At 74.4% G+C, this 22295-nt stretch carries 2 protein-coding genes; both read left to right on the plus strand.

Annotated features, from left to right (window positions below; all coding sequences use genetic code 11):
• The first annotated feature begins 1 nt into the window (after position 1).
• Positions 2-11305, plus strand: a complete 11304-nt coding sequence (locus tag M4J07_RS18070) for a type I polyketide synthase (protein WP_255973114.1) — start codon at positions 2-4, stop codon at positions 11303-11305.
• A 32-nt stretch (positions 11306-11337) separates the two neighbouring features.
• Positions 11338-22293 (plus strand): type I polyketide synthase, encoded by a 10956-nt coding sequence (locus M4J07_RS18075; RefSeq protein ID WP_255973116.1) that lies wholly within the window; start codon positions 11338-11340, stop codon positions 22291-22293.
• Positions 22294-22295 lie beyond the last annotated feature (2 nt).

Here is a 22295-nt window from a genome sequence, read left to right on the forward strand (position 1 = left end):
AGTGGTCGGCCTGCCGGACTCGGGGGGCGTCATGGCCACGTCGAGGTGGTCGCTCAGGTCGCATCCCTGGCTCGCCGACCACGTCGTGGCCGATGCCGTCGTCGTGCCGAACGCCGCACTCGTCGAGCTCGCCATCCGGCTCGGCGACCTGACCGCCGCGCCCCGCCTGGACGAACTGACCGTCGAGACGCCCGTGGTGCTGCCGTTGCGGGGGAGTCGTGCCGTTCAGGTCGCCGTGGGCGGACCGGACGACAGGGGCAGGCGCACGGTCGAGGTCTACTCGCGGGCCGCGGACGCCCCGTTGGACGCGGAGTGGACCCGGCATGCGCACGGCGTACTGGCGCCGGCCGCCGACCGGGGGACACCTGTGGACCCGGAGCCGGGTTCTGACAGCGGGACCGACGTCGCGCTGGACGGAGCCGCGTCGCGCGACGCGGGCCGCTACGGCGTGCACCCGTCCCTCCTCGACGCCGCCGTCCGCACGGTCGTCCCGGGCGGCATGCTCCCGTCCGTGTGGCACGGCGTGTCCTTGCTCGCGTCGGGCGCCGACACCGTGCGCGTACACCGGGGGGAGCCGTCGGACGACGGCACGGAGGCGTTCCTGCTGGCCGATGCCACCGGGCGACCCGTCATGACCGTCGAAGGGGTGCGCGGAACGCCGTTCGTGCCCGAACAGGCCGGGATCGTCGGCGCGTTGCCGTACGACTCGCTGTTCCGGGTCGACTGGACGGAGGTACCGCTTCCCGCCGTGGACGGTGCCGGTTCGCTCGACGCGCTCGGTGTGGTGTCCGTCGCGAGCGGCGAGGACGTGGCCGCCGCGGCCGCGGCCGCCGTCGCGGGAGAGGGCGCTCCGAATGTTCTGCTCTACGAGGCGCGGACCGGGCCGGGCGCGGGCGACACCCGTGCGGCGGTCGGTGCGGCCCTGACCGTGCTGCAGGCCTGGCTCGCCGAGCCCGGTCTGGAGTCGGCGCGGCTGGCCGTGGTCACCGGGGACCGGGACGGGCTCGACGCGGCCGCGGTGTGGGGACTCGTACGGTCGGCGCAGTCGGAGCATCCGGGCCGGATCGTCCTGGTGGACCTCGACGACGCCTCCCGGTCCGTCCTGCCGGCCGTGCTCCAGAGCGAGGAGCCGCAGCTGAGGGTGCGCGCCGGCGTCGCGGAGGTGCCGCGCCTCGTGCGAGTGCGCGGCACGTCTCCCGCACCAGGCACGGCCGGCACGGCCGGCACGGCTCCCGCGCGCCCGCTCGACACCGAGGGCACCGTACTGATCACCGGCGGCACCGGAACCCTCGGCGCACTCACCGCCCGGCACCTGGTCACGGCGCACGGCGTCCGTCACCTGGTCCTGGCCGGACGGCGGGGCGGGGCCGAGGAGTTGCGCGACGAGCTGACCGCGCTCGGCGCGTCCGTCACCGTCACCGCCTGCGACGCGGCGGACCGCGACCAGCTGGCGGCCCTGCTGCGCGCGATACCCGCCGAGCATCCGCTGACCGCCGTCGTGCACACCGCGGGCGTCCTGGACGACGGTGTGCTGACCGAGCTCACCGCGGAACGGGTCGACACGGTCCTGCGGCCCAAGACGGACGCCGCGCTGCACCTGCACGAACTCACCCGGGACCTGGACCTCGCCGCGTTCGTGCTGTTCTCCTCGGCGGCGGGCGTCCTCGGCAACCCCGGGCAGGCCAACTACGCGGCGGCCAACGCCTCCTTGGACGCGCTGGCCCGGCAGCGGCACCGGCTCGGCCTGCCGGCCGTGTCCCTCGCCTGGGGCTACTGGTCGACGGTCAGCGCCATGACCGAGCACCTGGGCGCCGCCGACCTGCGACGCAACCAGCGCATCGGCATGACCGGCCTCACCGCCGCCGAGGGCATGGCGCTCCTGGACGCCGCCCTGAGCACCCATCAGGGCGTGGACGGCACACTGGTCGCGGCGAAGCTCGACGTCACGGCCCTGCGCGCCACCGCCGCCGACGGACCGGTACCGGCGCTGCTGCGCGGTCTCGCGCCGACGGCACGGCCGGTGGCCAGGGCCGTCACCTCGTCCGGGCCCGCCGGGGTGGGGGAGCGGCTCGCCGCGCTGAGCGGTGACGAGCAGACCGAGGCGCTGGTCGATCTGGTGCGGACGCACGTCGCCGAGGTCCTCGGGCACGGTTCCGCGACCGCTGTCCGCGCGGACCGCACGTTCAAGGACGCCGGATTCGACTCGCTGACCGCGGTGGAACTGCGCAACCGGCTGGTCGCCGCGACCGGGCTCACGCTCTCGCCTGCCGTGGTCTTCGACTATCCGAAGCCGGTGCTGCTCGCCGGACATCTGCGGACCAAGCTCTTCGGCGATACGTCGCTGAGTACGTCGCTGAGTACGTCGCCAAGTACGTCGTCGCGTACGGAGGCCGCCGCGCCGGACGCCGACGCAGCCGGTGTGGTCGGCACGGAGGACGAGCCGATCGCGATCGTGGCAATGTCCTGCCGCTTCCCCGCCGGGGTGGACAGCCCGGAGGACCTGTGGCGGGTGGTGGCCGACGGCGTCGACGCCGTCACCGAGTTCCCCGACGACCGGGGCTGGGACACCGACCGGGTCTTCGACCCGGACCCCGACCACGCGGGCACCACCTACGTACGGCACGGCGCCTTCCTCGACGACGCCGCCGGATTCGACGCCGCCTTCTTCGGGATCTCGCCGAACGAGGCGCTGGCGATGGACCCGCAGCAGCGCCTCCTCCTGGAGACGTCGTGGGAGGCCTTCGAGCGGGCCGGGATCGACCCGACCACTCTGGCAGGACAGGACGTCGGCGTGTTCGCCGGCGTCAACAGCCACGACTACAGCGTGCGCCTGCACCAGGCGTCGGGCGTCGAGGGCTTCCGGCTCACCGGCAGTTCGGGCAGCGTCACCTCGGGCCGCATCGCCTACCACCTCGGCCTCGAGGGCCCGGCCCTCACCGTGGACACGGCCTGCTCCTCCTCGCTGGTGGCCCTGCACCTGGCGGCGCAGGCGCTCAACCGCGGCGAGTGCACGATGGCGCTGGCCGGCGGTGTGATGGTGATGGGCAGCGTCGAGACGTTCGTCGAGTTCTCCCGGCAGCGCGGCCTCGCCCCCGACGGGCGGTGCAAGGCGTTCGCGGACGGCGCGGACGGCACCGGCTGGTCCGAGGGCGCGGGGCTCCTCCTGGTGGAGAAGCTCTCCGACGCCCGCCGCCGCGGCCACCAGGTCCTCGCGGTGGTACGCGGCTCCGCCGTCAACCAGGACGGCGCGTCCAACGGTCTGACCGCCCCCAACGGCCCCTCGCAGCAGCGCGTCATCCGCAAGGCCCTGGCGCACTCCGGACTGTCGACGGCGGACGTCGACGCGGTCGAGGCGCACGGCACCGGCACCGTCCTCGGCGACCCGATCGAGGCGGAGGCGCTGCTCGCCACGTACGGGCAGGGCCGGGACCGGCGCGAGCCGTTGTGGCTGGGCTCGGTGAAGTCGAACATCGGGCACACCCAGGGCGCGGCCGGCGTCGCCGGCGTGATCAAGATGGTCATGGCGATGCGGCACGGCGTCCTGCCCCGAACCCTGCATGTGGACCGGCCGTCGACCAGCATCGACTGGTCGTCGGGCGCCGTGGAACTGCTCACCGAGGCCCGCGGCTGGCCGCGTGGCACCCGGCCGCGCCGGGCCGCCGTCTCCTCCTTCGGCATCGGCGGCACCAACGCGCACGTCATCCTCGAAGAGGCCCCCGAAGTCTCCGAAGTCTCCGAAGTCGCCGACGCCTCGGTTCCCGCCGCACCGCACCCGGCCACCGGCACCCCCGTCCTCGTACCGCTCTCGGCGAAGACGGCGGTCGCGCTGCGCGGTCAGGCCGAGCGGCTGTCCGGCTTCCTCGACGAGCGCCCCGGGGCCCGCCTCGACGACGTCGCCCACGCGCTGGCCACCGCCCGCGCCCGACTCGACCACCGGGCCGTCGTGGTGGCGACCGACGCCGCACGGCTGCGCACCGGCCTCACCGACCTCGCGGCGGGCACCGCGAACTCCGCCGTCGTCACCGGCACCCCGGCCCACGGCACCCCGGCCGACGGCAAGCTGGCCGTCCTCTTCACCGGGCAGGGCAGCCAGTGGGCCGGCATGGGACGCGGGCTCGCCGACGCCTTCCCGGTCTTCGCGGACGCCTTCGACGCGGCCTGCGCCGCCCTGGACACCGAGCTGGCCGGGCACGCGGAACACCCGCTGCGCGACGTCGTGTTCGCCGCGCCCGGCACGCCCGAGGCCGCGCTGCTCGACCGGACGCTCTACACCCAGACCGGCCTGTTCGCCCTGGAGACCGCGCTGTTCCGGCTCTTCGAGTCCTGGGGCGTACGACCCGACCTGCTCGCCGGGCACTCGATCGGCGAGCTCACCGCCGCGCACGTGTCCGGGGTCCTCGACCTCGACCAGGCCGCACGGCTCGTCGCCGCGCGCGGCCGGTTGATGCAGGCGCTGCCCGAGGGCGGCGCCATGGTCGCCGTACAGGCCACCGAGGCCGACGTGGCGGCGCTGCTCGGCCGGTCCGGGGGAGCGGGGGGAGCGGGGGGAGAGGTGTGCGTCGCGGCGGTCAACGGCCCCGACGCGCTGGTCCTGTCCGGCACCGAGGACGCCGTGCTCGCCGTCGCCGCCGAACTGGCCGGCCGCGGCCACAAGACGCGGCGGCTCACCGTCAGCCACGCCTTCCACTCGCCGCTGCTGGAGCCCATGCTCGACGAGTTCCGCACGGTCGCGGAGGGCCTGACGTACCGGCCGGGCCGGATCCCGGTCGTCTCCACCCTGACCGGTGAGCCGGCCGGGGACGGGCAGCTGTCCACGCCCGGCTACTGGGTCGACCAGGTGCGGCACGCGGTCCGGTTCGGCGACGCCGTCGCCGCGCTCGGCGACCAGGGCGCCACCACCTACCTCGAACTGGGCCCCGGCGGCGTTCTGGCCGCCCTCGCCCTCGCCGCGCCCGGCGTCCGGGAGCAGGACTGCGTCGCCACCCTCCGCAAGGACGGCACCGAACCGGCCGACGTCATGACGGCCCTCGCCCAGCTGCACGTGCGCGGCACGGCCCTGGACTGGCCCGCCGTCCTCGGCCACCGGACCACCACCGCGACCACTACCACCGCCGCGACCACCGCCGCGACCGCGACGGTGACCGCGACCGAGCTGCCCACGTACGCGTTCCAGCACCAGCGGTACTGGGTCGACACCGACACCGCGGTGGCGGGCGGCGCCGAGGCCCTGGGCGCCGTGAGCGCCGGGCATCCGCTGCTCGGCACCGTCGTCGAGGTCCCCGGCGACGGCGGCGTCGTCCTCACCGGACGCCTGACGCCGCGCAGCCGTGGTCTGTTCACCGCCACCGGCCGGGTGCCGGCCGCCGCGCTGCTGGAGATGCTGGTCAGGGCGGGCGACGAGGTGGGCTGCGGAGGCGTCGAACAGGTCGCCGTCGAGGCGCCGTTGACGGTCCCGGCCCACGGCCGGACCGAGATCCGGGTCGCGGTCGACGCACCGGGCCCGGACGGGCGCCGCCGCGCCTCCGTCCACGGCCGCGCCTCCGACGAGGCGCACGGGGCCGACCGCCCCTGGACGTGCCACGCCCGCGCCCTCCTCGTCCCCGGGATGCCGCAGCCTGCCTTCGACCTGCGCACCTGGCCACCGACCACCGGCCCCGCCACCGATCCCACCCTCGATGCCGACGGCCGGACCCTCGCCGAGGTCGCACTGCCCGACGAACTGGCCGACGAGGCAGCGGAGTTCACCCTGCACCCCGTCCTCCTCGACAGCGCCCTGCGCACACTGATCACCGCATCCGGCGGCGACGAGCCGCGCGACCTGTCCGCGTGTGCCGCCCTGACGGTGTACGCGCAGGGCGCCGCCGCGCTGCGCGTACGGGTCACCCCGGTGGACGACGGGCGCCGTCATCTCGTCGAGCTGGCCGACCACGCCGGTGAGCCCGTAGCGGTACTGGGCCCGCTGAGCCTGGACGCCGTACACGGAGAGACCGCCGGAACGCAGCAAGGGACCACGGCCCCCACCCCCGCGCCCGCCCGGCGCGTCGTCGGCCGCGGCGACGGGACGAGCGGGGCCTTCGCCGCACGGCTGACCGGCCGCCCGGTCGCCGAGCAACTCGCCGTGGTCATGGACCTCATCCGGGAGAGCGTCGCGGCCGTGCTCGGTCACCGCGAGGGCGACGGCTTCGAGTTCGATGCCGCTCAGCCCTTCAAGAGCTTCGGCTTCGACTCGCTCGGCGGGGTCAAGCTCCGCAACCGCCTGCACGACTTCACCGGCGTCGACCTGCCCGCCACCCTCGTCTTCGACTACCCCACCCCGGACGGCCTCGCCCACCACCTGTGGGCCGAGCTCCTGGGCGTGGAACCGGAGGTGCCGGGCGCGGACCCGGCGGTGGCGGCCTCGGACGAGCCGATCGCGATCGTCGCCATGAGCACCCGGCTGCCGGGCGGCGCCGACAGCCCCGAGGAACTGTGGAACCTCGTCATGGAGGGGCGGGACGCGATCTCCGGCTTCCCGGTCGACCGCGACTGGGACCTGGACGCCCTCTACGACCCGGACCCGGACCACGCGGGCACCTCGTACACGCGCCAGGGCGGGTTCCTGCACGAGGCCGCGCAGTTCGACGCCACCCTGTTCGGGATCTCGCCGCGCGAGGCGCTGGCGATGGACCCGCAGCAGCGCCTCCTCCTGGAGACCTCGTGGGAGGCCCTGGAGCGCGCCGGCGTCGACCCCCAGTCCACCCGGGGCAGCGACATCGGCGTCTTCACCGGCATCGTCCACCACGACTACGTGTCCCGGCTCCATCAGGTGCCCGAGGACGTCCAGGGCTATCTGATGACGGGTACGGCGGCCAGCGTCGCGTCGGGCCGCGTCTCGTACGTCTTCGGCTTCGAGGGCCCGGCCGTCACCGTGGACACGGCGTGCTCGTCGTCCCTGGTGGCCATCCACCTGGCCGCGCAGTCGCTGAGGCAGGGCGAGTGCTCGATGGCGCTCGCCGGCGGCGCGACCGTGATGGCGAGCCCCGACGCCTTCCTCGAATTCTCGCGTCAGCGGGGCCTGTCCGCCGACGGCCGCTGCAAGGCGTTCTCGTCGACGGCCGACGGCACCGGCTGGGCCGAGGGCGTGGGCGTCGTCGTCCTGGAGCGGCTTTCGGTGGCGCGCGAGCGGGGCCACCAGGTTCTTGCCGTGCTGCGCGGCAGCGCGGTCAACCAGGACGGCGCGTCCAATGGTCTGACCGCGCCGAACGGGCCTTCGCAGCAGCGCGTCATCAGGCGTGCGCTGGCCGGCGCCGGACTGGGCCCGGCTGACGTCGACGTCGTCGAGGCGCACGGCACCGGCACGGCGCTCGGCGACCCGATCGAGGCGCAGGCGCTCATCGCCACGTACGGCAAGGACCGCGATCCCCAACAGCCGCTGCTGCTGGGCTCGTTGAAGTCGAACATCGGTCACGCGCAGGCCGCCGCCGGTGTCGCCGGTGTGATCAAGATGGTGCAGGCGCTGCGCCACGCGACCCTCCCGGCGACCCTGCACGTGGACGAGCCGACGACCCAGGTGGACTGGTCCGCGGGCGCCGTCGAGCTGCTCACCGAGTCCCGGGAGTGGCCGCGCGTCGACCGGCCGCGCAGGGCCGGTGTCTCGTCGTTCGGCGCCAGCGGCACGAACGCCCACCTGATCCTGGAGGAGGCGCCCGCCGCGCAGGCCCCCGAGCCCGCCGTCGCGGGTCCGGACGCGGGCGGCGTGGTGCCGCTCGTGATCTCGGCCCGCAGCACCGCCTCGCTGGCCGGACAGGCCGCCCGGCTCGCTGCCTACGTCGAGGAGGCCGACCCGGCGGCACTGCCCCGCACCGCCGCCGCGCTGCTGTCGAGCCGGGCCCTGCTCGCTGAACGCGCCGTGGTCGTCGCCGCCCGCCCCGAGGACGCCCTCACCGGGCTCCAGGCGCTGGCCCGCGGTGAGAGCGGGTCCGACGTGGTGACCGGCAGCGCCGGTTCGGGCGCGCCGGGGAAGGTCGTGTGGGTCTTCCCGGGGCAGGGGTCTCAATGGGCGGGCATGGGGCGGGAGCTGCTCGACTCCTCGCCGGTCTTCGCGGACCGCATCGCCGAATGCGCGACCGCGCTCGCTCCGTACGTCGACTGGTCACTGGTGGACGTACTGCGCGGCGAGGCGGCTCCCGAGCTGCTGGAGCGCGTGGACGTGGTCCAGCCCGCGAGCTTCGCCGTCAATGTCGCTCTGGCCGCGGTCTGGGCCTCGCTCGGGGTGCGTCCCGATGCGGTGCTCGGTCACTCGCAGGGCGAGATCGCCGCGGCGTGCGTGTCCGGTGCGCTGTCCCTGGAGGACGCGGCCCGGGTGGTCGCGCTGCGCAGCCGGACCATCGCCGCAGACCTCGCCGGTCGCGGCGGCATGGCCTCGGTCGCGCTGAGCGAGAACGACGCGGTCGACCGTCTCGCACGCTGGGCGGACCGAGTTGAGGTCGCCGCCGTCAACAGCCCCGACTCCGTGGTTGTCGCGGGTGACGCCGAAGCCTTGGACGAGGCGCTCGCCGCTCTGACAGCCGACGGTGTCCGGGTGCGTCGCGTGGCCGTGGACTACGCGTCCCACAGCCGCCACGTCGAGGACATCGAGAGCACTCTCGCCGAGACCTTGTCCGGCATCGAGGCGCAAGCCCCCGTCATCCCCTTCTACTCCACCGTGACCGGCAGCTGGGTGGAGGACGCGGGTGTTCTCAACGGCGGCTACTGGTACGGGAATCTGCGCGGCCAGGTGAAGTTCGGCCCGGCCGTCGCCGACCTCATCGGGCAGGGTCACGGCACGTTCATCGAGGTCAGCGCCCACCCGGTCCTGGTCCAGCCGATCACCGAGACCGCCTTCGACACCGAGGCGGACCTGGTCGTGACCGGGTCGCTGCGCCGCGACGACGGCGGCCTGCGCCGGCTGCTGGCCTCCGCCGCCGAACTCTTCGTACGCGGCGTCCCCGTCGACTGGACCGCGACCCTGCCCGCCGCAACCACGGCCGGGCCGACAGCACCGCGCGCCGTCGACCTCCCCACCTACGCCTTCGACCGCCGGCGCTACTGGCTCCAGGAGGCCCAGGCCACCGGTGATCCCGGCGAGACGGCGGCCGAGAGTGCGGACGGTGACTTCTGGCAGGCGGTCGAGCAGGCCGATGTGGACTCCCTGTCCGCGCTCCTGGAGACGGCGTCGGACGACGAACGCACCGCGCTCGGCGCGCTCGTCCCCGTCCTCGCGCAGTGGCGCGGCAAGCGGCGCGAGCAGTCGTCCGTCGAGAAACTGCGCTACCACGTCACCTGGCAGCCGCTGGCCCGCGAGAGCGCCGGGGTGCCCGGCGGGCGCTGGCTGGTCGTCGTGCCGTCCGAGCGCCCGGCGGACACCGGCACCGGGATCGACGCGCTCCTCGACGAACTGGCCGCTCAAGGGCTCGGCATGGTCCGTGTCGAGGTCGCCGAACAGGACCGTACGCGGGAGCGGCTCGTCGAGCGGCTGGGCGGGGTGCTCGCCGAGCACGACGTGACGGGGGTGCTGTCGCTGCTCGCCCTGGACGAGCGGACGGCGGGCGGCCCGCAGAACCCGCTCGCCGTGACCGCCTCGACGCTGGCCCTGGTGCAGGCCCTGGCCGACACCAACGTCACCCAGCCGCTGTGGTGCCTCACCCGCGGCGCCGTGAACATCGGCATCAACGACACCCTCACCTCGCCCGCCCAGGCGGCGCTGTGGGGCCTGGGCCGGGCGGTCGCCCTCGAACGCCTCGACCGGTGGGGCGGGTTGGTGGACCTGCCCGCGAGCACCGACGCGCGGACGGCCCGGCACCTGCTCGGCGTGCTCAACGGCGCCGACGGCGAGGACCAGCTCGCGGTCCGGCGGTCGGGCGTCTACGGCCGCCGCCTGGTCCGCAAGCCACTGCCGGAGGCGACCTCCGCCGACGGCCGCTGGCAGCCGCGCGGCACCGTCCTCGTCACCGGCGGCGCCGAGGGGCTCGGCCGGCACGTGTCGCTGTGGCTCGCGCAGGCCGGCGCCGACCGGCTCGTGATCACCACGACCGCGCACGCACCCGACGACGCCGTCGCCGCACTCCGCGCCGAGCTCGCCGAGTCGGCCCCGGCGACGGGACCCGGCCCCCTGCCGACCGTCGAGGCCTGCCCGGACACCGACCGGGAGGCGATCGCCCGCCTGGCCGCCCACCCGGACCACCCGCTCACCGCCGTGGTGCACGCCGCCGACATCACCCGGACCGGCTCCGTCGACGACACGGGACCGGCCGACCTCGCCGAGGTGTTCGCGGCGAAGGTCGACAACGCCCTGTGGCTCGACGGGCAGTTCGAGGACACGCCGCTCGACGCGTTCGTGGTGTTCTCCTCGATCGCCGGCGTATGGGGCGGTGGCGGCCAAGGACCGTCCGGTGCGGCCAACGCCGTCCTGGACGCCCTCGTCGAATGGCGCCGGGCCCGCGGCCTGCGGGCGACGGCGCTCGCCTGGGGCGCGCTCGACCAGATCGGCGTCGGCATGGACGAGGCGGCGCTGGCCCAGCTGCGCCGCCGCGGAGTGCTCCCCATGGCGCCGCGGCCCGCGGTGACCGCGATGGTCCAGGCGGTGCGCGGCAACGAGAAGTTCGTGGCCGTCGCCGACATGGACTGGGCCGCCTTCGTGCCGGCGTTCACCTCGGTCCGCAGCAGCCCGCTGCTGGCCGATCTGCCTGAGGCGAAAGCGGTGTTGCAGGCGGCGCAGGCCGACAGCGAGAACAGCAGTGACGCCGCCGCGACCCTCGCGGACTCCCTGCGGGCCGTCTCGGACACCGAGCAGAACCGCATCCTGCTGCGCCTGGTGCGCAGCCATGCCTCGACGGTCCTCGGCCACGGCGGCGCCGAGGGCATCGGCCCGCGGCAGGCGTTCCAGGAGGTCGGCTTCGACTCGCTGGCCGCCGTGAACCTGCGCAACAGCCTGCACAAGGCGACCGGGCTGCGGCTGCCCGCGACGCTGATCTTCGACTACCCCACCCCGGAGGCGCTGGTCGGTCATCTGCGCGCCGAACTCCTCCGGGAGGACGCGGAGGACGGGCCGGACGCGCGCGAGGACGACCTCAGGCGGGTCCTGGCGTCCGTCCCGTTCGCCCGGTTCAAGGACGCCGGTGTCCTGGACGCCCTCCTCGGACTCGCCGACACCGACGGCGAAGGCGACGGGCCCACCGGCGCCGACGGCACCGGCGACGGTGCGGACGGGGCGGCCGGTGACGAGGACCTGATCGACGAACTGGACGTTGCCGGTCTGGTGCAACGGGCTTTGGGCAAGACGAGCTGACCGTGATGGTGAACGAACCGTGGAGGATGGTTATGTCCGCGCCGGACAAGCAGGTCGTCGAGGCCCTGCGGGCCTCGCTGAAGGAGAACGCCCGGCTTCAGCAGGAGAACAGCGAACTCGCGGCCGCGGCCACGGAGCCCATCGCGATCGTCTCGATGGCCTGCCGGTACGCAGGCGGCATCCGTAGCCCCGAGGACCTGTGGCGGGTGGTGTCCGAGGGCGCCGACGTCTACACCGGCTTCCCCGAGGACCGCGGCTGGGACGTCGAGGGTCTCTACCACCCGGACCCCGACAACCCCGGCACGACCTATGTGCGCGAGGGCGCCTTCCTGCACGAGGCGGGCCGCTTCGACGCCGCCTTCTTCGGGGTGTCGCCGCGCGAGGCCATGGCGATGGACCCCCAGCAGCGGCAGCTTCTCGAAGTGTCCTGGGAGGCCGTCGAACGGGCCGGCATCGACCCGCACTCGCTGCGCGGCAGCGACGTCGGCGTGTTCGCGGGCCTCGTGCACCAGGACTACGCCCCCGACCTCAGCGGCTACGAGGACTTCCTCAGCCTGGAGCGTGCCCTCGGCACCGCGGGCGGCGTCGCCTCCGGACGCGTCGCCTACACCCTGGGCCTCGAAGGCCCCGCGGTCACCGTCGACACCATGTGCTCCTCCTCGCTGGTCGCGCTGCACCTCGCCGCGCAGGCGCTGCGCCGCGGCGAGTGCTCGATGGCGCTCGTGGGCGGCGCGACGGTGATGGCGACACCGGGCGGCTTCGTCGGCTTCGCCCGGCAGCGGGCCCTCGCCACCGACGGGCGCTGCAAGTCGTACGCGGCGGGCGCCGACGGCTCCGGCTGGGCCGAGGGCGTGGGCGTCCTCCTCGTCGAGCGGCTCTCGGTGGCCCAGGAACGCGGCCACCAGGTCCTCGCCGTGATCCGCGGCTCCGCCGTCAACCAGGACGGCGCGTCGAACGGTCTGACCGCCCCCAACGGCCCCGCCCAGCAGCGCGTCATCCGCAAGGCCCTGGCCGGTGCCGGACTCACCCCGGCCGACGTCGACACGGTGGAGGGCCACGGCACCGGCACCGTCCTCGGCGACCCGATCGAGACGCAGGCGCTGCTCGCCACGTACGGGCAGGGCCGCGACCCGCGGCAGCCGCTGTACCTCGGCTCGGTGAAGTCGGTCATCGGGCACACCCAGGCGGCGTCCGGCGTGGCCGGCGTCATCAAGACCGTGCAGTCGCTGCGGCACGGCGTGCTGCCCAGGACCCTGCACGTGGACGCGCCGACGACCCAGGTGGACTGGTCGGCGGGCGCGGTGGAGCTGCTGACCGAGTCCCGGGAGTGGCCGCGCGTGGACCGCCCACGTAGGGCCGGTGTCTCGTCGTTCGGTGCGAGCGGCACGAACGCCCACCTGATCCTGGAGGAGGCGCCCGCGGAGGAGGCCGCCGAGCCGGTCGCGGACCAGGGCGGCGTGGTGCCGCTCGTCGTCTCGGCGGGCACCGCCACGTCCCTGGCCGCCCAGGCCGAACGCCTCGCCGCCTTCGTCGAGGACACCGGCACGGTGTCGCTGACGGACGTCGCCGGCACCCTCGTGACGGGCCGCGCCGTCCTCGGCGAGCGCGCCGTCGTCGTCGCCGACTCCCACGACGAGGCGCTCGCCGGACTCCGCGCACTCGCCCGCGGCGAGAGCGCGTCCGGCGTGGTCACCGGCTCCGGCACGCCCGGCAAGGTCGTGTGGGTGTTCCCCGGCCAGGGCTCCCAATGGGTGGGCATGGGGCGGGAGTTGCTGGACACCTCCCCGGTCTTCGCCGAGCGGATCGCGCAGTGCGCCGCCGAACTGGAGCGGTGGGTCGACTGGTCGCTGACGGACGTGTTGCGCGGCGAGGCCGACCCCGAGCTCCTCGACCGCGTGGACGTGGTGCAGCCCGCGAGCTTCGCCGTCGTCGTCGCGCTGGCCGCCCTCTGGTCGTCCGTGGGCGTCGAACCCGACGCGGTGCTCGGCCACTCGCAGGGCGAGATCGCTGCCGCCTGCGTCTCCGGCGCGCTGTCCCTGGAGGACGCGGTCCGCGTGGTCGCGCTGCGCAGCCAACTGATCGCCTCCGAGCTGGCCGGGCGCGGCGGCATGGCGTCCGTGGCCCTCAGCGAGGACGAGGCGGCCGCCCGCCTGGAGCGCTGGGCGGACCGCGTCGATGTCGCCGCCGTCAACGGCCCGAACTCCGTGGTCGTCGCCGGTGACGCCGAGGCCCTGGACGAAGCCCTGGACACCCTGGAGGACCAGGGCGTCCGCGTCCGGCGCATCGCCGTCGACTACGCCTCGCACTCCCGCCACGTCGAGCGGATCCGCGACGCCCTCGCCGAGTCGCTGGCCGGCCTCGCCGCCCAGGCGCCGGCGATCCCGTTCTACTCCACCGTCACGGGCGACTGGATCGAGGACGCGGGCGTCCTGGACGGCGGCTACTGGTACCGGAACCTGCGCGGCCAGGTGAAGTTCGGCCCGGCCGTCGCCGAGCTCATCGGCCAGGGCCACGGCGTCTTCGTCGAGATCAGCGCCCACCCGGTCCTCGTCCAGCCCATCACGGAGATCGTGTACGAGACCGGCGGCGACGCCGACGTCCTGGCGACCGGCTCGCTGCGCCGCCAGGAGGGCGGTCTGCGGCGGCTGTTCGCCTCGATGGCCGAGCTGTTCGTGCGCGGCGTGCCCGTGGACTGGGCCCGGCTCCTTCCCGCCGGCGCCGGCACGGCCCGCGTCGACCTGCCGACGTACGCCTTCGACCAGCAGCACTTCTGGATCCGGATGGGCGGCTCGGCCACCGACTCGGCGTCGCTCGGCCTGGCCGCCACCGACCACCCGCTGCTCGGCGCGGTGGTCCAGCTCCCGCAGTCCGACGGCCTGGTGTTCACCTCACGGCTGTCCCTCCAGTCGCACCCCTGGCTCGCCGGGCACGCGATCGGCGGCGTCGTCATCGTCCCGGGCACGGCGTACGTCGACCTCGCCGTCCGGGCCGGCGACGAGTTCGGCCACGGCGTCCTGGAAGAGCTCGTCATCGAGGCGCCGCTGGCGCTGCCCGAGCGGGGCGGCGTGCGCGTCCAGGTCGCGGTGAGCGGCCCGGACGCGACCGGCCGCCGCACCGTCGACGTCTACTCCCTGCGCGAGGACGCCGCGGGGGAGGGCGGCACCGACCCGTGGACCCGGCACGCCACCGGACTCCTGTCGGCCGACGCCAGGTCACCGCAGGCCGACGCCGACTTCACGGCCTGGCCGCCGCCGGGCGCCGAGCCGGTCGACATCGACAACTTCTACGGCGACCTCACCGAGCGTGGCTACGCCTACGGACCCGACTTCCAGGGCATGCGCGCGGTGTGGCGGCGCGGCGACGAGGTGTTCGCCGAGGTCGCCCTGCCCGACGAACAGCGCGAAGAGGCCGGCAAGTACGGCATCCACCCGGCGCTCCTCGACGCCGCCCTGCACACCAACGCCTTCGCCAACCCGGACGACGACCGCAAGGTGCTGCCGTTCGCCTGGAACGGTCTCGTGCTGCACGCCGCGGGCGCTTCCGCGCTGCGGGTGCGGGTGGCTCCGTGCGGCCCGGACGCGCTGTCGTTCCAGGCCGCCGACGAGACCGGCGGCCTGGTCCTGACCATGGACTCGCTGGTGTCCCTGCCGGTCTCCGCCGACCAGCTCGACGCCGCGGCGGCCGACGACAGCCGCGACTCGCTGTTCGGCGTGGAGTGGGCCGAACTGCCTCTGGAGCAGGGGACGCCGGCCCCGACGTGGGTGCCGGTGGCCGGCCCCGGGGACGTGACGGCGCTGGGCGCTGCCGGTGCCGACGTACCGGCGGTGGCGGTCCTGGAGGCGGTGGCCGGTGACGGTGACGATGCCGTACTCGCCCTCGCCTCACGGGTGTTGGCGGTGGTGCAGGCCTGGCTCGCAACCGACGGTCTGGACGAGGCGCGGCTCGTGGTGGCGACCCGGGGCGCGGTGCCCGCGGGTGACGGCACGGTGACCGATCCGGCCGGTTCGGCGGTGTGGGGTCTGATCCGCGCCGCGCAGGCCGAGAACCCGGACCGCATCGTCCTCATCGACACCGACCCGGCCGGCGAGGACGGCGCCGTACCGGTGCTCGGCCCGGCCCTCGCCCTCGGCGAACCGCAGATCGCGGTGCGCGGCGGCACGCTCTCCGCGCCACGGCTGGCCCGCGTCACCGGACAGGTCCCGGACGAGCTCGACGTGTTCACGGACGGCGGCACCGTGCTGCTCACCGGCGGCACCGGCTCCCTCGGCGCCCTCGTGTCCCGCCACCTCGTCACCCGGCACGGCGTACGCCGCCTGATCCTCGCCAGCCGCCGCGGCCCCGACAGCGAGGGCGTCGGCGAACTGGTCGCCGAACTCGCCGAACAGGGCGCGGAGGTCTCCGTCGTCGCCTGCGACGTCTCCCGGCGCACCGACGTCGAGGCCCTCCTCGCCGCCGTACCGGACGCACACCCCCTCACGGGCATCGTCCACCTCGCCGGCGTCCTGGACGACGGCGTGATCGCGACGCTCACGCCCGAGCGGCTCGCCGCCGTCTTCGCGCCGAAGGCCGACGCCGTACGCCACCTCGACGAGCTGACCCGCGGCCTGGATCTCGACGCGTTCGTCGTGTTCTCGTCCGCCGCCGCCCTCATGGGCTCGGCCGGACAGGGCAACTACGCCGCCGCCAACGCCTTCCTCGACGGCCTGATGGCCGAGCGCCGCGCCGCCGGACTGCCCGGCCTCTCCCTGGCCTGGGGCCTGTGGGAGCAGAGCGACGGCCTGACCGCCCACCTCAGCGCCGTGGACCAGGCCCGGATGAGCCGCGGCGGCGTCCTCGCGCTGACCCCGGCCGAGGGCCTGCGCATCTTCGACACGGGCCTGCACATGGGCCAGTCGCTCCTCGTCCCGATCAAGCTGGACCTCAAGACGCTGCGCGGGCAGGCCGCGTCCGGCGGGGGAGTGCAGCACCTGCTGCGCGGCCTCGTCCGGGCCGGCCGGCGCACCGCGCGGGCGGCCGCCGGGGACAGCAGCGCCCTGGTCCGCAGGCTCGCCGGGCTCACCCAGGACGAGCAGGAGGGCGTCCTGCTCTCCGTCGTCCAGGCCGAGGCGGGCGCCGTGCTCGGCTTCACCAGCGCCGAACTGACGCAGGGCACCAAGGGGTTCAGCGACATCGGCTTCGACTCGCTGACCGCCGTGGAACTGCGCAACCGGCTCAGCGCGGCGACCGGCGTCAAGCTCCCCGCCACCCTGATCTTCGACTACCCGACTCCGCAGGCCCTGGCCCGCTACCTGCGCGAGGAGCTCGGCGACAGCGCCGCCGACGCCGCCGGCGGCACCGCCGCGACCGCGGCCACGGTCGCCGTCGCGGACCCCGACGAGCCCATCGCGATCGTCGGCATGGCGTGCCGCCTGCCCGGCGGGGTCACCGGACCCGAGTCCCTGTGGAACCTGGTGCGGGAGGGCCGCGAGGGCATGTCCGCCTTCCCGGACGACCGCGGCTGGGACCTGGCCACCCTCTTCGACGCCGACCCCGACAAGGCGGGCACCTCGTACTCCACCAAGGGCGGCTTCCTGGAGGGCGCCGGACTCTTCGACGCGGGCTTCTTCGGCATCTCGCCGCGCGAGGCCCTCGCGATGGACCCGCAGCAGCGGCTCCTCCTGGAGACCTCCTGGGAGGCTCTGGAGCGCGCGGGCATCGACCCGAGCGCGGCCCGCGGCGACAGCATCGGCGTGTTCTCCGGCGTCTCCATCCACGACTACGTCGAGTCCCTCACGCACCTGCCCGCCGAGCTGGAGGGCTTCGCCACGACCGCCACCGCCGGAAGCGTGGCGTCGGGCCGGGTCTCGTACGTCTTCGGCTTCGAGGGCCCGTCCGTCACCGTCGACACGGCCTGCTCGTCGTCCCTGGTCGCGATGCACCTCGCGGCGCAGGCGCTGCGGCACGGCGAGTGCTCGATGGCGCTGGCCGGCGGCGTCGCCGTGATGGGCTCGCCCATCGGCGTCCTCGGCATGTCGCGCCAGCGCGGCCTGGCCGGCGACGGCCACTGCAAGGCGTACGCGGACGGCGCGGACGGCACCGTCCTCTCCGAGGGCGTGGCCCTGGTCGCCCTGGAACGCCTGTCCGTGGCACGGGAGCGAGGCCACAAGGTGCTCGCGGTGCTGCGCGGCTCCGCCGTCAACCAGGACGGCGCGTCGAACGGTCTGACCGCTCCGAACGGCCCGTCCCAGCAGCGCGTGATCCGCAAGGCGCTCGCGAACGCGGGCCTGTCGCCCGCCGACGTCGACGTGGTCGAGGGGCACGGCACGGGTACGGTCCTCGGCGACCCGATCGAGGCGCAGGCGCTCATCGCGACGTACGGCAAGAACCGTGACCCCCAACAGCCTTTGTGGCTGGGCTCGTTGAAGTCGAACATCGGGCACACGCAGGCCGCCGCGGGCGTCGCCGGTGTGATCAAGATGGTGCAGGCGCTGCGGCACGGCGTCCTGCCGCCGACGCTCCACGCCGAGCAGCGCACCACCAAGGTGGACTGGTCGGACGGCACCATCGAGCTGCTGACGGAGGCCCGCGAGTGGGCGGGCGAGACCCGTCCGCGCCGCGCGGGCGTGTCCTCGTTCGGCATCAGCGGCACGAACGCGCACCTGATTCTGGAGGAGGCGCCGCCTGCCGCGGAGGGCTCCGAGCCCGTCTCGGGTCCGGATGTGGGCTCGGACGTGGGCGGTGTGGTGCCGCTGGTGGTGTCGGCGCGCAGTACCGCGTCGCTGGCGGGCCAGGCCGAGCGGCTCGCGGCGTTCGTGGAGTCCGGGTCCGTGGGGTCCGGTGCCGGTGAGGTCTCTCTGGCGGGCGTGGCCGACGCGTTGGTGTCGAGCCGGGCGCTGCTGGGGGAGCGGGCCGTGGTCGTGGCCGGGTCGGGGGAGGAGGCGCTGGCCGGGTTGCGGGCGCTGGCTCGCGGCGAGAGCGCGGCCGGGGTCGTGGCCGGGTCGGGATCCGGGTCCGGTTCCGCGTCCGGGGCTGCGGGGAAGGTCGTGTGGGTCTTCCCCGGTCAGGGGTCTCAATGGGCCGGTATGGGCCGGGAGTTGCTCGATTCGTCGCCGGTGTTCGCGGAGCGGATCGCCGAGTGCGCGACCGCGCTGGCCCCGTACGTCGACTGGTCGCTGGTGGACGTGCTGCGCGGGGAGGCTGCTCCCGAGCTGCTGGAGCGCGTGGATGTGCTGCAGCCGGCGAGCTTCGCCGTGATGGTCGGTCTGGCGGCTGTCTGGTCGTCGGTGGGTGTCCTGCCGGACGCCGTGGTCGGTCACTCGCAGGGCGAGATCGCTGCGGCGTGCGTGTCCGGTGCGTTGTCGCTGGAGGACGCGGCGCGTGTGGTGGCGCTGCGCAGCCAGGCGATCGGTGAGCGGTTGGCAGGTCGGGGTGGCATGGCGTCGGTGGCGCTGAGCGAGGACGAGGCGGTGGCCCGGCTCGTGCGCTGGGCAGACCGCGTGGAGGTCGCGGCCGTCAACGGTCCGAACTCCGTGGTCGTCGCGGGTGACGCGGCGGCGCTGGACGAGGCGCTCGTGGCCCTGTCCGACGACGGTGTCCGGGTGCGTCGCGTGGCCGTGGACTACGCCTCGCACACCCGTCACGTCGAGGACATCGAAAGCATTCTCGCCGAGACCCTCTCGGGGATCAGCGCCCAGGCACCGCTCGTGCCCTTCTACTCCACCGTCACGGGCGGCTGGGTCGAGGACGCGGGTGTGCTGGACGGCGGCTACTGGTACCGGAACCTGCGCGGCCAGGTCGGGTTCGGCCCGGCGGTCGCGGATCTGGTCGGGCAGGGGCACGGTGCGTTCGTCGAGATCAGTGCCCACCCGGTGCTGGTCCAGCCGGTCACCGAGATCCTCGACGAGAGCGGCACGGACACGGTGGTGACCGGTTCGCTGCGCCGCGACGACGGTGGCCCGCGCCGGCTGCTCGCCTCGATGGCCGAGCTGTTCGTGCGCGGCGTCCCCGTGGACTGGACGGGCACCCTGCCCGCCGGAACCACGGGAACGACAACACCGCACATCGAGCTGCCGACCTACGCCTTCGACCACCAGCACTACTGGCTCCAGACGGCCCGCGCCGCCACCGACGCGGCCTCGCTCGGCCAGGCGCCGGTCGACCACCCGCTGCTCGGGGCGATGGTCCGGCTGCCGCAGTCCGACGGTGTCGTCTTCACGTCGCGTCTGTCGCTCAAGTCGCACCCGTGGCTGGCCGATCACGTGGTCGGCGGCGTCGTCATCCTCCCCGCCTCCGGCTTGGTGGAGCTGGCCGTACGGGCCGGTGACGAGGCCGGGTGCGGGGTGCTGGACGAGCTGGTGACCGAGGCGCCGCTGGTGGTTCCGGAGCAGGGTGGCGTACGCGTTCAGGTCGCCGTTGGCGGCTCGGACGGGAACGGGACGCGCACCGTGGAGATCTACTCGCAGCGCGAGGACGCCCCAGGCGGCGACGGTGACGGCAGCGGCGAGACGTGGACCCGGCACGCCACCGGCACGCTCTCGGCCTCGGCCGCCACCCCGCCCACGGACTTCGACTTCGCCGCCTGGCCCCCGCCCGGCGCCGAGACCGTCGACACCGACGGCTGCTACGCCGATCTGGCCGCGCGGGGCTACGAGTACGGCCCCGCCTTCCAAGGGGTACGCGCACTGTGGCGGCGCGGCGACGAACTCTTCGCCGAGGTCGCCCTGCCCGACGAACACCACAAGGACGCGGGGGAGTTCGGCCTCCACCCCGCGCTGCTCGACGCCGCGCTGCACGCCCACACGCTGACGGACGGCGCGGCTGACGGCGGCACGGTCCGCCAGGCGCTCGACTGGAACGGAGTGGTGCTGCACGCCGTCGGCGCCTCGGCCCTGCGGGTCCGCCTGCGGGCCGGCGGCTCCGGCCTGGTGGCGTTGGAGGCGGCGGACGAGGCCGGTGGCCCGGTCGTGTCGGCGGACTCGCTGGCCCTGCGGGAGCTGACCGCCGAGCAGCTGGCGAGCGCCGGTGAATCCACGGTGACGGACTCCCTGTTCCAGGTGGACTGGACCGAACTGCCCAAGCAGCAAGGGGAGGTGACGGGGAAGGCGTCGGCGTCGGCACCGGCTTGGGTGTCCGTGGCCACGGCCGAGGACGTGACGGAGTTGACCGCCTCCGTCGACAGCGATGTGCCTGCCGCGGTGGTCCTGGAGGCCGTGAGCGGCGACGGCGAAGACGTCGAACTCGCCCTGGCTTCAAGGGTGTTGGGCGTCGTACAAGCCTGGCTCGCGGCCGACGGTCTCGACGCCTCGCGGCTCGTGGTGGCGACCCGGGGCGCCGTCCCCGCAGGCGACGGCACGGTGACCGATCCGGCGGGCGCCGCGGTATGGGGTCTCGTACGCGCCGCACAGGCCGAGAACCCGAACCGGATCGTCCTGCTCGACACTGCATCATCCACAAACCTGGACACGAACACTGACACAAGCGTGGACACAAACCCGTCCACAACTACAGCTGCAAACAGCTCCACAAACAGTGACGCAAACACGGTCGCAAACACGACTGCAAACATTGACGCGATCACGGGCATCCTCGGATCGGCTCTCGCCGCCGACGAGCCGCAGATCGCGGTCCGCGGCACGGTCCTCTCCGTGCCGCGCATCGCCCGCGCCCAAGTCACCGGAACGGCACAGGTGTTCGGGTCCGAGGGTGCGGTTCTCGTCACCGGCGGCACCGGCTCCCTGGGGTCGCTCGCCGCCCGCCACCTGGTCACCGAGTACGGCGTACGGAAGCTCGTCCTCGCCAGCCGCCGGGGACCCGATGCCGAGGGCGCGGCGGAACTGGTCGCCGAGCTGACCGGACAGGGCGCCGAGGTCCGCGTCGTGGCCTGCGACGTCGCGGACCGCGACCGGGCCCGGGATCTGGTGGCCTCGATACCCGACCTGCGCGGCGTGCTGCACACGGCCGGTGTCCTGGACGCCGGAGTGATCGGGACGCTGACCCCGGAGCGCCTGGCCCGGGTCTTCGGGCCGAAGGTCGACGCCGTACGGCATCTCGACGAGCTGACGCGGGGCCTGGACCTCGACGCGTTCGTCGTCTACTCGTCCGTGTCGGCGGTCTTCATGGGTGCGGGCAGCGGCAGTTACGCGGCGGCCAACGCCTACCTCGACGGGCTGATGGCCCAGCGTCGTGCCGCCGGACTGCCCGGACTGTCCCTGGCCTGGGGCCTGTGGGACCAGAACGGCGGCGGCATGGCGGCCGACACCGATGACCTCGTCCGGTCCCGGATGGGACGGCGCGGCGGCCTCCAGATCATGAGCCTGACCGAGGGCATGCGGCTCTTCGACGCCGCCGTCGGATCCGGTCGATCCCTGCTGGTGCCGGCCAAGTTGGACCTGCGGGCCGTGCGCGCCGACGCCGCGGCCGGTACCGGAGTGCCGCACATGCTGCGCGGCCTGGTCCGTGCGGGACGGCAGCAGGCGCAGGCCGGTACCGCCCGGGACGGCGCACTGCTGCGCCGGCTCTCCGGACTCGCCGCCGCCGAACAGGAAGAGGTCCTCGTCGACCTGGTCCGCACCCAGGCCGCCGTCGTGCTCGGTCACGCGGGAGCGGATGGGGTCCCCGCGGACATCGCGTTCAAGGACACCGGATTCGACTCGCTCACCGCCGTGGAACTGCGCAACCGGCTGCGCGAGGCGACGGGCCTGAAGCTGCCCGCCACCTTGGTCTTCGACTACCCGAACCCGCAGGCCCTGGCCCGCCACCTGCACGCCGAACTCGTCCCGGACGGCGGCACGGACGGTACCGACGTGGACGAGGTGCGGCTGCGCCACGCGCTCGCCTCGCTTCCGCTGGCCCGCTTCCGGGAGGCCGGACTGATGGAGGCCCTGGTCGGACTCGCCGCCCTCGGTAACGGCGAACCGGCGGCCGCCGCGCCGGACGACGCCGGGGAGCAGACGGTGATCGCCGACCTCAACGTCGACGACCTCGTGCACCTGGCGCTCGGCGACAACTGACT

Source organism: Streptomyces longispororuber (assembly GCF_024448165.1).
Classification (GTDB): domain Bacteria; phylum Actinomycetota; class Actinomycetes; order Streptomycetales; family Streptomycetaceae; genus Streptomyces; species Streptomyces longispororuber_A.